The sequence below is a fragment of the Qingshengfaniella alkalisoli genome, from assembly GCF_007855645.1.
Classification (GTDB): Bacteria; Pseudomonadota; Alphaproteobacteria; order Rhodobacterales; family Rhodobacteraceae; genus Qingshengfaniella; species Qingshengfaniella alkalisoli.
On sequence record NZ_CP042265.1, the window covers coordinates 299,322 to 313,380 of the forward strand.

At 58.4% G+C, this 14,059-nt stretch carries 10 protein-coding genes; 6 read left to right on the top strand and 4 right to left on the bottom strand.

Annotated features, from left to right (window positions below; genetic code table 11):
* The first annotated feature begins 5 nt into the window (after window positions 1-5).
* From FPZ52_RS17905 to FPZ52_RS17920, 4 genes are all read left to right on the top strand, one after another.
* Window positions 6-728 (top strand): SDR family NAD(P)-dependent oxidoreductase, encoded by a 723-nt coding sequence (locus FPZ52_RS17905; RefSeq protein WP_146366963.1) that lies wholly within the window; start codon window positions 6-8, stop codon window positions 726-728.
* A 60-nt stretch (window positions 729-788) separates the two neighbouring features.
* Window positions 789-1,853 (top strand): TIGR03032 family protein, encoded by a 1,065-nt coding sequence (locus FPZ52_RS17910; RefSeq protein WP_146366964.1) that lies wholly within the window; start codon window positions 789-791, stop codon window positions 1,851-1,853.
* Between the two features lie 57 nt (window positions 1,854-1,910).
* A complete protein-coding gene (locus FPZ52_RS17915; RefSeq protein WP_240804512.1) occupies window positions 1,911-4,250 on the top strand; it encodes a Tex family protein in 2,340 nt (779 codons plus the stop codon).
* Window positions 4,251-4,329: 79 nt separating this feature from the next.
* Window positions 4,330-5,286 (top strand): DUF6635 family protein, encoded by a 957-nt coding sequence (locus tag FPZ52_RS17920; protein WP_146366965.1) that lies wholly within the window; start codon window positions 4,330-4,332, stop codon window positions 5,284-5,286.
* A gap of 28 nt (window positions 5,287-5,314) precedes the next feature.
* Here FPZ52_RS17920 and mdoH read toward each other — a convergent pair whose 3' ends face one another.
* Both mdoH and FPZ52_RS17930 read right to left on the bottom strand, forming a co-directional pair.
* Window positions 5,315-7,087, bottom strand: coding sequence for a glucans biosynthesis glucosyltransferase MdoH (mdoH, locus tag FPZ52_RS17925; protein WP_240804513.1), 1,773 nt, complete (start codon window positions 7,085-7,087; stop codon window positions 5,315-5,317).
* A 196-nt stretch (window positions 7,088-7,283) separates the two neighbouring features.
* Entirely contained in the window at window positions 7,284-8,876 is a 1,593-nt protein-coding gene (locus FPZ52_RS17930) for an OpgD/OpgG family glucan biosynthesis protein (protein ID WP_146366967.1), read from the bottom strand.
* 261 nt (window positions 8,877-9,137) lie between these two features.
* Between FPZ52_RS17930 and FPZ52_RS17935 the strand changes: the two genes are divergently transcribed.
* Both FPZ52_RS17935 and FPZ52_RS17940 read left to right on the top strand, forming a co-directional pair.
* Window positions 9,138-11,123 carry a bifunctional 2',3'-cyclic-nucleotide 2'-phosphodiesterase/3'-nucleotidase gene (locus FPZ52_RS17935; protein ID WP_146366968.1) on the top strand — a complete coding sequence of 662 codons (1,986 nt, stop codon included), beginning with the start codon at window positions 9,138-9,140 and terminating at the stop codon, window positions 11,121-11,123.
* A gap of 76 nt (window positions 11,124-11,199) precedes the next feature.
* Window positions 11,200-11,712, top strand: coding sequence for a winged helix DNA-binding protein (locus FPZ52_RS17940; protein WP_146366969.1), 513 nt, complete (start codon window positions 11,200-11,202; stop codon window positions 11,710-11,712).
* A gap of 147 nt (window positions 11,713-11,859) precedes the next feature.
* Here the strand turns inward: FPZ52_RS17940 and msrB are convergent, their stop codons facing one another.
* Window positions 11,860-12,333: a peptide-methionine (R)-S-oxide reductase MsrB gene (msrB, locus tag FPZ52_RS17945; RefSeq protein WP_146366970.1), complete on the bottom strand. Its 474-nt coding sequence runs from the start codon at window positions 12,331-12,333 to the stop codon at window positions 11,860-11,862.
* Window positions 12,334-12,617: 284 nt separating this feature from the next.
* Entirely contained in the window at window positions 12,618-14,048 is a 1,431-nt protein-coding gene (locus tag FPZ52_RS17950; protein WP_146366971.1) for an aldehyde dehydrogenase family protein, read from the bottom strand.
* Window positions 14,049-14,059 lie beyond the last annotated feature (11 nt).

The window sequence follows — 14,059 nt, forward strand, 5'->3', positions numbered from 1 at the left end:
GCCACATGAAAAACGTCATCGTCACAGGGGTATCGCGCGGGCTGGGTCTGGCCATTGCCACATCGCTGGCGGCGCGCGAGGACTACCGGGTCATCGGGCTCAGCCGGACCATCGGCGAGGGCTATCAGGTGCTGATGGATGCCCATCCCGACCGGGTGGTTCATATCACCTTCGATGCCGCCGAGATCGACGCAATCCCGGGCATAGTGCGTGGCGTTACCAAGGAATACGGCGCGATCTACGGGCTGGTGAACAATGCGGCCATCGGGATGGACGGGGTGCTGGCCACGCTGCATGGTTCGGACATTGCCAGGGCGCTGCGTGTCAACCTGGAAAGCCCGATCACCCTGACGAAATACGTGTCGCGTTCGATGATGGCCAAACGCGAGGGGCGTATCATCAACATCTCGTCGATCATCGCCTCGACGGGTTTTCACGCGCTGTCGGCCTATGCCGCGTCCAAGGCGGGGCTGGAGGGTTTCACCCGGTCCTTGTCGCGCGAGCTGGGCAAGATGGGGATCACCGTCAACTGCGTGGCGCCGGGCTACATGGAAACCGCGATGACGGAAGGTATCCGCGACGATCACATGGCCTCCATCCGCCGCCGCGCCCCGCTTGGCCTGCCCACGCCGGAAAATGCGGCCGGTGCGGTGGTCTACCTGCTGGGCGAAGACGCCGCGCGCACATCCGGAACCGTCCTGACCGTCGATGGAGGATCAACGGCGTAACACTCGCTTGCGCGGGCGGGTGCGATCCGCTGTAGTGGTCCTGCTGCTGAGGAGTGATCTATGACGGACAATCCCGCTCTGCTAAACGAAGTGTACTCCGCCTCGCGTGGATTGGTTCAGCGTTTGGCCGATCTGCAGGTGTCACTGGCCTTCACGTCGTATCAGTCCGGGTGCCTCTACACTGTCGGGCACAAGCCTGACGGCACATTGAATGTGCATCGTGCCGGCATGCCCAAGCCGATGGGAATTGTTTCGAACGGCGAGGGTGCTCTCTGGCTGTGCTGCGACTTCGAGATTATCCGCTTGCAGAATGTGCTCAACGCCGGAGAACTTGCCAATAGTGTTTTCGACGCCTGTTTCGTTGCGCGCCAAAGCTGGCTGACAGGTCGTTTGGACGCCCATGACATCGGACTTCTGGCAGATGGCCGGGTTGTCTTCGTGAACACGCGTTTCAACTGCCTGAGTACTCTCGATCGACGCGACAGCTTCGCTGAGTTGTGGCGGCCCGGCTTCATTGACGCGCTGATCGACGAGGATCGCTGCCATCTGAACGGGCTGGCAACGCAAGACGGTGTGTGTCGTTATGCCACGGCGGTCAGTCGGTCGAACACGGTAGATGCGTGGCGGGATCGGCGTACCTCGGGCGGGATCGTCATTGATGTCGCCACCACTGGAATCGTTTGCGAGGGACTGTCGATGCCACACTCACCACGGCTTCACCGCGGTGAGTTGTGGCTGCTGAATTCAGGCACGGGCGAGTTGGGCCGTGTCGATGGGTTGGAAACTGGCGATGGACAGTTTGAACCAGTTGCCTTCTGCCCCGGCTTTGTGCGCGGGCTCGCCTTCGCAAATGATTACGCTTTTGTCGGCCTGTCCAAGCCGCGATATGAACGTTTCGAGGGGTTGGATCTGGACCGCCGTCTCCGTGATGCTGACAGTGAGCCTTGGTGCGGTGTGCAGGTCATCGACCTGCGCAGCGGCGCTTGCGTCGACTGGCTGCGAATTGATGGCGATCTGGCTGAACTTTACGATATCGCGCTGATCGACAACGTCCGCTGCGCCATGACCGTGGGACCGCACGCGCCGGAACTGGCCCGTTTAGTGACCTTGCCCCGCTCATCCTGATCAAACCCGCTTTGCCAGATTGCGTCAGCCTGCACGAGCGGGTTAGAAGAACGTCCAATGAAAGAAGGACCGCGCAACGTGGATACAGCCCAGCGAATTTTCCGGACCATCGCAACTGAAATCGACGCATCGACACGACAGGTTTCTGCCGCTGTGACGTTGCTGGACGAGGGTGCCACCGTGCCATTCGTCGCGCGATACCGGAAGGAAGCAACGGGTGGGTTGGACGATAGTCAGTTGCGCAACCTATCCGAACGGCTGGTCTATCTGCGCGATCTGGAAAACCGCCGCGCAACCATCCTTGAAACCATAAAGACGCAAGATAAGCTGACAGACGCATTGGCCCGCGACATCGCGCAGGCCGAGACCAAGGCGCGGCTGGAAGATATTTATCTGCCCTACAAGCCAAAGCGCCGAACCAAGGCGACAATTGCGCGTGAAAGCGGATTGGAACCCTTGCTGGATGCTATCCTGACAGATCGATCAGTATCGCCCACAGGCTTGGCCAAAGGTTATCTAACCGAGTCCGTGCCCACGGAAACAGACGCCCTGAATGGCGCGCGCGATATCCTGACGGAACGGCTGTCCGAAGATGCGGAATTGCTTGGGCGGATGCGTGATTTCATGAAGCAAGAGGCCTATCTGACCGCCAGGCTCGTGGATGGGCAGGAACAGAAGGGCGCGAAGTTTTCCGACTATTTTGACCACCGCGAACGATGGGGCGATGTACCATCGCATCGCGCATTGGCCATGATGCGCGCATCGAACGAAGGTGTGGTCACGCTCGAAATAGCCCCCGATCCAGAGACGGGCATCGAACGTGCGCAGGCCATGATCGCGGCACAAGTGCAGACGCGGGGGACCGGCGAGGCCGACGAATGGCTGCGCAAGGTTGCGGGGTGGACCTGGCGGGTGAAGCTTAGCCTGTCGATGATGCTGGAGTTGATGAACGATCTGCGTGCCCGCGCGCAGGAAGAGGCGATCACCGTCTTCGCGCGAAACCTGAAGGATTTGCTGCTTGCAGCACCAGCAGGCGCGCGGCCCACGCTTGGGCTTGATCCGGGTATTCGGACTGGCGTGAAGGCCGCGGTCATTGATGCGACGGGCAAGGTGTTGGCGACTGACACACTGTATCCTTTCCAGCCCAAGAATGATCTGGTGGGTGCAGAGGCCACAATTCTGAAACTGGTGGGGCAATTCGGGATCGAACTGATTGCCGTTGGCAACGGCACCGCCAGCCGAGAAACCGAGCGGCTTGTTCAGGGTGTGCTCAAGCGCGTTCCACCCGGCACGACTCGCCCGACCTGCGTTGTCGTGTCCGAAGCCGGGGCATCGGTGTATTCCGCATCCGAGCTGGCCGCGCGGGAATTCCCGAATCTCGACGTATCCCTGCGCGGTGCGGTATCCATCGCGCGTCGCTTGCAAGACCCGTTGGCGGAACTGGTGAAGATCGAACCCAAATCCATCGGCGTCGGTCAATACCAGCATGATGTGGACCAGCACAAATTGTCCAAGGCGCTCGAAGCTGTGGTTGAGGATGCCGTGAACGCGGTCGGTGTCGATCTGAACACGGCATCAGCTCCGTTGCTGGCCCATGTTTCGGGCCTCGGGCCGGGACTGGCGGACGCAATCGTGGCACATCGTGACACGAATGGAGCGTTCCGTTCGCGAAAGGCACTACTGAAAGTCAACCGTCTCGGCCCGCGTGCATTTGAACAATGTGCCGGTTTCTTGCGCATTCGCGATGGAGAAGAACCTCTGGATGCCTCTGCTGTTCACCCGGAAGCCTACGGCGTTGCCCGTCGTATCGTCCAATCCTGCGGTCGCGATCTGCGCAGCCTGATGGGAGACAGTGCCGCCCTCGGCAAACTTCGGGCGGAAGATTTCGTGGATGACGCTTTCGGCCTGCCTACCGTACGTGACATACTTGCGGAACTCGACAAGCCGGGACGCGACCCGCGTCCGAGCTTCAAGACAGCGGCGTTCACGGAAGGCGTCGAAGAAATCACCGATCTGCGACCGGGCATGATGCTGGAAGGCACCGTTACCAATGTCGCCGCATTTGGCGCATTCGTCGATATCGGCGTGCATCAGGATGGTCTGGTTCATGTCAGCCAACTGGCAGATCGTTTTGTCAAAGACCCGCATGAGGTCGTGAAGACCGGCGATGTCGTGAAAGTCCGCGTGACCGAGGTTGATGTGACCCGCAAACGGATCGGGCTGAGCATGCGAAAGGATGGTGGTGCTGGCCGCGCGGACAATGCGCAGTCGTCTCGCAAGGATAGATTGCGAGGAGCAGAACCACATCCGCCCCGCAAGCAACGCCCCGCGCGGCGCGGCGGCGCGGATACGGGTGCACTTGGCGCGGCCCTGCTAGATGCAATGAAGAAGGGTTGAACTGAAACGATTAGAGTCATCTCGTTGCACCTCGGCGCGTCACATCGCATATAGGAGCGAGGCCAAGCAAGGCGGAGCGATGCAGCTTCCACCCGAAACCCATGACGCGCTGGAACAGGCCGCAGGACGGTATTTCGATAGCCGCCGAACACGCGTGGACAGATTTGTTCGGGAAAATTTCGGACTGCGCGGAACGCTTCGACTACATCGGCACGCGTTGGGCTGGGATTTACTGCGTGCACCACTCAATGTGACCCTATCGCCCGTCTATCTGACTAGCCGGATCGCCGGCCTTTTCCTGCGAGTTGTTGGGCTCGGACGCGCGGGCAGATGGCTCGACACCCGAAGGGTCTTTCTCCCCACCGCTCTGGGTGTCGAAATCGAGCGCAAGGTGGTCTGTGAACTGCTCGAACTGCCGTGGTCCGACGATGATCACCCATCGAGACGGGACGCGTTGGCCGAAGCGGTACTGCGATCACCCGAACTGACCGAGCTGATTGTCCAACATTCAGGCGCGGACGGGCTGGCGCGATTGAGGTCGCAAATCGGAAACACGATGGGCGAATACACGGGCAGCCGGTCTGCCGTAGCGGAGATGACGACAGCAATCGGAACATTGGGCACCGGGGCTATCGCGTTTCAATCCCTGACGCCGGGTGTCGTGTCCTTTGCTCCTATGCTGTCCGCCATTCTGGCCCATCAGGTAGCTATCTCTGCATTCCCCCTGGGCTCCGCTATCGGGTCACTTTGGTATGGTGTTTTTCCCGCCCAGGCATCACCGGTCCTGATTGGTGGGCTCGTCGCGCTGCTGATCCTCGGCGCTGCGCTGTTCGCCACCTTCGCGGGCATCGTCGCAGACCCAATCCAAGCACGGCTTGGTATCCATCAACGCCGCCTGCATCGGTTGATCGCCAGCTTGGAGCAGGGGTTCGCGGGCGACACCAAAGCCGCCTTCAAAGCGCGCGAGCATTACCTGGCACGCCTGTTCGACATCGCAGATGCCAGCCTGACGGCCATGCGCAGCTTTCGGGGGTAAACCCAAGCGCGTCGCCCGGAATCCACAATCACTCTGCAGGCTGGAACGCCTTCAAGTCTCCTGATACCTCACTGAAAACCAACGGTTCCTGTCGCAGTGCATGATATAGCGCGACGATGTCTGGTGTTTCGGTTTCCTCCGGGGCACGGAAAACCTGCAGGTCTTGCGAGGGGTAAGAGGTCACAGTGATCAGCCAAGGGGCGATTAGCATTGGTCCTGCAACGGGAAGAACCCACAGTGTCAATTCAGGCGCCAACAGCAGTGTAACGGCAAGCCCCAGCGCGCCCGTCAAGGTAATCCACCAACTACCTGTCCACGCTTCCTTGAAGCTCAGGCGACCGTCGTCACGGTCGGCCGCAGGCCAACCGCCATCTGCCCGCATCAGTACCTGGAAAACTGAGCGCGACTGAAACATCATCATGATTGGGGCCAGAATGCTCGTCAGGATGATTTCGACGACGATGGAATGTATCAGGACGACGGGACCACCAAAGCTGCGCGCGTCAGAGCCGACTGCCGATGCGATACCGATCAACAGCTTTGGCAGGATAAGCAATCCGACCACACCTGCGAACAGACCAATGGCTTGCGCGGTACGATCTGACGGGAAGACCGGAAACGGCATATAAGGGTCGGGGAAATAGTTCGGGCCGCCATTCGTCACGGTGGCGATGATACTTGCGACCAGAAACAGCCCCCAAAGCAGCGGCGCCACATACGACAATATGCCCTGAGCGAAAGTGAACCGGTTCCAGCCGCGCAGTCCCGGTGCCCCGATAATGCGCGAATGCTGAAGGTTTCCTTGGCACCAGCGGCGATCGCGTTTGGCGAAGCCGATTATGTTTTCCGGCCCTTCCTCGAAAGACCCGTTCAGATCGGGGTCAACGCGGACGGTCCAGCCATTGCGGGCGAGCAGGGCTGCCTCGACATAGTCGTGGCTTAGGATGTGACCACCGAATGGCGGCGATCCTTCCAGTTCAGGCAGGCCACAGCTCTCTGCGAAGGCGCTCATACGAACCATAGCGTTGTGCCCCCAGAATGGGCCTGCATGCCCCTGCAGTCTGGCAAGCCCACGCGTAAACACTGGTGCAAACATCGCAGAGGAAAACTGCATCGCCCGACCGAAAACCGAACGTGCGTTCACAACGCGCGGTAAGGATTGCAGCAATCCCAGATGCGGCTCTGCCTGCATCCGACGGATCATTTCACCCACCGTCGTACCATCCATCAGGCTGTCAGCATCAAGGATCAACGCGAAGTCATAGGCCGCACCGGACCGCTTTACGAAATCTTCGATGTTGCCGGCCTTCTTGCCGGTATTGTCCTCTCGGCGGCGATAGAAAATGCGTCCGGCTGCATGACGGCGCTGCAACAGCCAAGCCAGTTGCTCACGCTCGGCCAGTGCGATCTTCGGGTTCGTCGTGTCGGACAGAATCGCGAAATCAACATGCTCCGCCAGCCCTTGGGCTGCGATAGACATATCCATCGCCGCGATCCGGGCAAAAGTCGCACGAGGGTCTTCGTTGTAGACCGGCACGATCACGACTGTCTGGCTTTCTATCGGAGCGGTGGACCATCTCGGTTTCGGCTTGGGCTGCATCAGGCCAAGAAAACCCTGCGCGGCACCCCATCCGATCCATGATGTTGCCATGACGATCAGCGTCGCACGAAGAATGTCGAAGCCGCTCAAACCGTCTGACCCCGCATATTGCAGAAACAGCAACGCACCGACCGCACCCGACAAAATGGCAAAGCCAATTGCGACTGCCCGAACGAGCCGGAGAGTCGCGTCGTTATTCACGAAGGGTTGCATCAGCTGTGGGATGACCGGAACCCGGACATGGCCGCACCCAAACGAGCCCACCAAGCCCGGCGCACAGACGGTGATTTGTCGCCCAGGGCTTGCTTGGGCATCGCAAGCGGCGCATCAGGCAGCGCCGTGATTTGCGTCAGTTCGGTATCCTCACCAAATGGCTGAGGGAAATAGCGATCATGTATCATGAACGGACCCACTGATAGCTCCAGGTTTCGGACAGTCTTTGATCGTAGCCAGTTACATAAGCCGAAAGTTCAATTGGCCTGTTTCCTTCGGGAACTACATCGAATGCCAAACGCCAGATGTGCTCTCCATCGATCTTGTGCAAGCTCCAGCTTTCAATTTTCGCATTGGAAACGTTGAATTCCGGCTCAAGCGATTTGGCATTGTCTTCGCTCAAGTGATCCAGAGTACCACCTGAGAAATCGACGACGAATTTGCGGGAACTGCTATCGTTGTTCTCCACTCCCGACACGCCGCCTTCACCACTATGTGTGGTATGTACATACGCCAAATCCGCGCGCTGATCCGGGTTCAGCATGCCCCAAATCAGTCGGTAACGGAATTCGCGCTCGTCGCCCGCGCGGATGTCATCCTCCGGCACCCAGAACGCTACGATGTTGTCGTTGATTTCCAAATCGGACGGAATTTCCACCAGCCGGACGACGCCGTTGCCCCAGTCACCGATGGGCTCGACGTCGATCGAGGGTCGGCGCTCATAGCGTGACTCGGCGTCTTCATAGCTTGCGAAGTCGCGATCGCGCTGATGCAGTCCGAAGCTGCTGAGCGCATCCTCTGAGAAGTAGCTGCTGGAAAGGCGCGGCGGATTGGCCAGTGCCCGCCATTGCACCGTTCCACCGCGACGCCTGATCTGGAGCCCGTTGCTGTCGTGCACCTGCGGTCGGAAATCATCGAATCTTGAGCGATTGGTTTCGTCATACAGGAACATTGACGTTAATGGTGCAACACCCAGCTGTTCCACATCACTGCGGAAAAAGAGGCGTGCAGTTACGTCTATCTCGGTATTCTCACCGGGTGAGATGACGAAGCGATAGGCGCCCGTCACGCTTTGGCTGTCGAGAACCGCATATGCTGTCAGGCTGGTCGAGCCGGGGGCAGGGGGCTCCAGATAGAAAGACGAGAAACGCGGGAATTCTTCTGCCTGGCCTGTCGCAGTGTTCAGTGCCAAGCCGCGGGCACTCGCACCATAGGCGTTGTCACGGCCCAGAGCACGGAAGTAGCTTGCACCAAGAAAGGCGATCAGTTCATCGAAGGTATCGGCGCGGTTCAGCGGGTATGCCAGTCGCCAGCCAGCGACACCGGCCATTGGCACTTCAGGGTCAACGCGCCCTTCCAGATCCCCGTGGTAGATGAAGTCGGAGGTCGTGAACGACATCGGTGCGGCAACGCCGTCACGAACTTCGAAAAGTTCAACCGGGTCCGGGAACAGCCATCCCGGATGAAAGGCGTGCATGTGGAAACGGCTTCCGTCTTCGTTCCATCGCGCGCGTTCGGGATCGTATTGAATCTTGCGCCAACCATCATAGTTCAGATCCTTCAGAACCGGCTCGATCTTTGCCGGCCCGGGGTCCGGGCTTTGTGCACGCTGTTTCACCGCTTCCGTCAGCGTATCGAAATCAAATGGCTGATTTGCAGAAACCGGAGCGTTGGATTGGGCAATTACCCAAGTCGGGATAGCAGTTGATGCTGCAAGCGCAGCAGAACCCGCCAGCAGTGAACGCCGGCTTAGAGTTGTTCTTGTTTTTTCAATCATCTGGTCTCAGTAGGCCTTCAGGACTGTGCTTATGCAGTTGTAATTGCACTGCAGCAAAAATAGTTCCGAAGTAAATCTTAACAACTGTCGCATCGGCGGAATATTGCGCAACTGCCTAATTCTTTTGCGCTTCTTTGAGATTCGAAGTGATTTTGCCTTGGCGAAGACGGTAGCTGCCTGCAACTCTTGTTCACCACCGTCACATCGTTGTGCAAATGCTGTGACACAGCGCGAGAGACCGAATTTGACAGGAGCACGAATATGGCCCAACCGAACCCGACAGGCTTGTCCCGCCGCCAATTCATCTTGACCTCGACAGCCTTTGGAGGAGCGGTGGCGTTGCATCCATTCTCCGCGAAGGCGGCGGAAGGTCAGGCACATCTACGGATCATGTCCACGACGGATTTGCACTGTCACGTTTATCCATACGACTATTATGCCGATAAAGCGGTCGACACGGTTGGCCTATCGCGCACCGCAAGCGTTATCCAGGGGCTTCGCGCCGAAGCGACCAATACACTGCTGGTTGACAATGGCGATTATCTGCAAGGCAACCCCATGGGTGACTATGTCGCCTACGAACGTGGCATGAATGACGGTGATGTGCATCCGGTCATCGCGGGGATGAATACGCTGGACTATGATGCCGGCACGCTTGGGAACCATGAATTCAACTACGGTGTGAGCTTTCTGGACAAGGTGAATGCGGGCGCCAATTTCCCCATTGTCTGCGCCAACTTCGGTCGCTCCTTGGGGGACTCGCCTATTGAGGATGATCTCTACGCGGATCCCTATATCGTGCTGGATCGTGAACTGACGGATGGGGCGGGTAACACTTATCCCATCAAGATCGGCATCATCGGCTTCGTGCCACCCCAGATCATGCAATGGGATCGTAGCCATCTGGAAGGCGAGTACGTGGCACGAGATATCATGGAAGCTGCGCGCGCGTGGATTCCCGCCATGCGCAACGAGGGCGGCGTGGATATCGTGATCGCGCTGTGCCATTCCGGCTTTGCGCCGGGCGAGGAAGAGGAAATGATGGAAAACGCGGCTTGGCACGTCGCGGGGCTGGACGGTGTCGATGCGGTGGTTTCAGGTCACCAACACCGCGTCTGGCCCTCCGAAGATTTCGAAGGCGACGGCGTCGACATGGCTGCCGGCACAATGAACGGCACACCGGCTGCAATGGCTGGGTTCTGGGGCTCGCATATGGGTCTGATCGAATTGATGCTTGAACGGGATGCTGATGGCTGGAAGGTCGCCGGATCGGAATCAAGCGCCCATCCAATCTTTGAGCGCGGCGAGGATCGATCCGTCACCGCCCTGGTCGAGGATTATCAACCGCCGCTTGATGCCACCGCAGGGGTGCATCAGGCAACGCTCGACTACGTTCGGGCAGAGGTTGGGCAGACGACCGCGCCGTTGCATTCCTATTTCGCATTGGTGTCTGATGACCCAAGCGTTCAAATCGTCAGCCAAGCCCAAACCTGGTATGTCGAACAACTTCTGAGCGGAACCGAATGGGAAGGCTTGCCTATCCTGTCCGCCGCTGCCCCGTTCAAAGCCGGCGGTCGCGGCGGGCCGGACTACTACACTGACGTGCCTGTTGGTCCCGTCGCGATCAAGAACGTCGCAGATGTCTATCTGTATCCCAACACGCTGCAGGTCGTTGCAATTTCGGGTGAGCAGGTGCGCGAATGGCTGGAGCGTTCCGTTGGCATCTTTAATCAGATCGAACCCGGTGCACAGGATGCAACGCTGCTGAACCCGTCGTTTCCATCCTACAACTTCGACACGATCGATGGAGTGACGTACAAAGTCGATGTGACGCAGCCCTCACGCTATGACAATGACGGCAACCTCGTGAACCCGGACGCGCATCGAATCGTCGATCTGGCTTATAACGGACAACCGATTGACCTCGCCCAGACTTTCATCGTCGCTACGAACAACTATCGTGCGGGCGGTGGCGGTAGCTTCCCCGGTGCAGATGGCTCAACCGTGATCCTGCGTGCGCCGGACACCAACCGGGATGTGATCGTGCGCTACATCGTGGAAGAAGGCACGATCTCGCCGGCTGCCGACGGAAACTGGACTTTCGCGGATGCCGGTGGCGCGACCGTGCTCTTCGAATCCGGGCCAGATGCAGCCACATATCTGGATGAGGTCAAAGCTCGCGGCGTCCAGGTCGAGCCAGCAGGCGAGGGCGCCGAGGGCTTCGCGCAATACCGTATCACACTGTAACAGTACCGGATTGTGAGGCGGTCATTCTGCAGCTACTATCCCGGCAATTCGCCAATGAATTGCCGGGATTTAGCTTATGACTGATCGTTCAGAACGCCGGATCGTATCGTCACGCCACCTTGCGGAAGGCGAGGGCTGGGAAGCGTCCGAGTTCGAATTCGGGTTGATCATTGCGTATAACGCCTTCAGCCGCTGGATGACGCGCTGCATGGCCGCAGCGGGGGCCGAGATGAGTTCACTTGAAGTTCTCGTCCTGCACAATGTCAACTCAAGAGCGCGCGACAAGCGACTCTCTGATATCTGCTTTCTGTTAAACATCGAAGATACGCACACGGTAAACTATGCGTTGAAGAAGCTGATGAAGGCGGGGCTGTTAGAATCGGACAAGCGTGGCAAGGAGGTGTACTATCGAACATCGGACATGGGCGCGTCGCTATGCGAGGACTACCGGAAATTGCGCGGGCAATGCCTGATTGACGGGCTATCTCGGATGGACCTTTCCGGCGAAGAGCTGCGCGAAATAGCAAGTTCTTTGCGCGCGTTATCCGGACAGTATGATCAAGCCAGCCGCGCTGCGTCTTCCCTCTAACGGTCGGGTAGCTCGTCACGATGCGATGTCACTCAACGTGGCTCCGCAAACCAGTCAAGATCCAACCCGGACCATCTACACCACCCGCGTAGCCCACACAACAATAGTGGCTGGACCATGGATAAAGGTCTGACCGGCCGATCGGATTTAAGCGCTGTCTGCTGGCTGGAATTTTAAGCTAACACCATTGATGCAATGACGTTTGCCCGTCGGGGGAGGGCCGTCATCGAATATATGCCCAAGATGACTGCCACAGCGTCGACAATGCACCTCGGTGCGGACCATGAAAAACGAACGGTCCGGTTTTGTCCGAACGGCATCGGGTAGAGCCTCATAGAAGCTGGGCCATCCGGTTCCGCTGTCGAACTTCGTGTCCGAGGCATAAAGCGGCAGGTCACAGCCGCGGCAAAGGAACTGCCCCTTCCGCTTTTCGTCATTCAGTGGGCTGGTGAATGCGCGCTCCGTGGCTTCTTCACGCATCACGGCATATTCCTGATCGCTTAACATCTCGCGCCATTCGGCGTCCGTACGTGTAATCTCGAAGTTTCCTTCATTTGCACGCGCGGCGGTCAGACCAAATGGCAAGAACGCAGCCATTGCCAGCATTTTACGACGGTGCATGTCGCTGTCCTTTGCAAAACCGTTTTCCCTTTCGGCCACATTACCATGAATCCCGCCGACGGAACCCCGCCTGACGAATTCGTGTCCTTGAGTGAGGCGAGCGGGAATCGCACCGGACGAGCTATGCCAAGTGCAAACCGCACCACACAAACAAGGCCCAGCCGATCCATCGGAACCACAGCTCGAAACTCGGCGGATCATCCATACTCAGACATGCGCAGAAGGATGCAAGTACAGCCTTCTGCGCATAAAAATTCGCGGTTGCGCCTTGACTTTGGAACGAATTATGGGCGCGATACGGCCTTGATCTCAAGAAAATCCTCGATACCGAATTTTCCACCCTCGCGCCCGTTGCCCGACATCTTGTAACCCCCGAAAGGACTACCGAAGTCGATGTCGGACCCGTTGATATGCACCATTCCGGCACGGAGCTTACGAGCAACCGCCTCCGCTCGTTCGGTATCACCGCTTTGGATCTGCGCAGCAAGACCGTAAGGGGTATCGTTCGCGATCTCAACGGCTTCGGCTTCGTCCTTGAAGGGGATCATTGCAAGGACGGGGCCAAACACCTCTTCACGCGCGATGCGCATTTGATTGTTCACGTTGCCAAAGACAGTGGGTTTGACAAAATAGCCGCGATTGCTGCCCTCCGGGCGCCCGGTGCCGCCGGCGAGCAAGGTGGCACCCTCGTCTATACCGGCCTGAATAAGCTCCTGCACCCGCTCATACTGGATTGCGCTGACGAGGGGCCCGATGTGCTTGCCTTGATCGGTCGGGCTGCCGACTAGGGTATTCTCGGCAGCCTCACGCGCAATATCCATGGCCTCGTCGTAGATCGACGCCTCTACAAGCATCCGGGTTGGGGCGTTGCAGGACTGGCCGGAGTTCTGGAAGCAATGGCGGACACCACCTGTAACGGCATCAGCCAGGTCGGTGTCGGCAAAGACGATGTTCGGAGATTTGCCGCCCAGTTCAAGCGTTACCCGTTTGATCGTCTCTGCCGCGTCAATGGACACCTGACGTCCGGCACGGGTCGATCCGGTAAAGGATACCATCGCCACATCCGGATGACGTGAAATGGCAGAGCCGACGTTCAGCCCGTCACCGTTCACGAGATTGAACACACCTTTCGGTACGCCCGCTTCGTCCAGAATTTCGGCGTAAAGCAAGGCGTTCAGCGGGGTTATCTCTGATGGCTTCAAGACGACGGTGCAACCTGCTGCAAACGCTGGTAAAACCTTCAATGCAATCTGGTTGATGGGCCAGTTCCAAGGCGTGATCATACCGCAAACACCGATGGGTTCACGGTAGATCGTGTCGCCCGATGGCATCTCCTCGCGGAACTCCATGTTGCGAAGCGCATCGAGGAAGCCTTTCAGATGCCCGACACCGACCATGGATTGCGCTGCATCACACAGCGAGATGGGCGCTCCAAGCTCTTCGCAGATGATGGCCGACATTTCATCATAACGACGCTCATATGCCGCCAGAATACCTTCCAGGAGTTCGATGCGTTCTGCCTTGGTGGTCTGGGAAAACGTCTCGAACGCAGTTTTCGCTGCAGCAACGGCGTGCTCTACATCTTGCCGGTTGCCCATAGCGATGGTTGCAAAGGCTTCCTCCGTCGCTGGATTGATGACTTCCAGTGTCTCGGTGCCAGCGGGATCGACCCATTTGCCGTCGATATAGAACTTGCCGGTTTGCAGATTGGTCATGTGACCTCCTT

Bases quoted from the DNA above. Each gene is read 5' to 3' on its own strand.
- FPZ52_RS17905 (WP_146366963.1), top strand. From the start codon at position 6: ATGAAAAACGTCATCGTCACAGGGGTATCGCGCGGGCTGGGTCTGGCC.
- FPZ52_RS17910 (WP_146366964.1), top strand. From the start codon at position 789: ATGACGGACAATCCCGCTCTGCTAAACGAAGTGTACTCCGCCTCGCGT.
- FPZ52_RS17915 (WP_240804512.1), top strand. From the start codon at position 1,911: ATGAAAGAAGGACCGCGCAACGTGGATACAGCCCAGCGAATTTTCCGG.
- FPZ52_RS17920 (WP_146366965.1), top strand. From the start codon at position 4,330: ATGCAGCTTCCACCCGAAACCCATGACGCGCTGGAACAGGCCGCAGGA.
- FPZ52_RS17930 (WP_146366967.1), bottom strand. From the start codon at position 8,876: ATGATTGAAAAAACAAGAACAACTCTAAGCCGGCGTTCACTGCTGGCG.
- FPZ52_RS17935 (WP_146366968.1), top strand. From the start codon at position 9,138: ATGGCCCAACCGAACCCGACAGGCTTGTCCCGCCGCCAATTCATCTTG.
- FPZ52_RS17940 (WP_146366969.1), top strand. From the start codon at position 11,200: ATGACTGATCGTTCAGAACGCCGGATCGTATCGTCACGCCACCTTGCG.
- msrB (WP_146366970.1), bottom strand. From the start codon at position 12,333: ATGCACCGTCGTAAAATGCTGGCAATGGCTGCGTTCTTGCCATTTGGT.
- FPZ52_RS17950 (WP_146366971.1), bottom strand. From the start codon at position 14,048: ATGACCAATCTGCAAACCGGCAAGTTCTATATCGACGGCAAATGGGTC.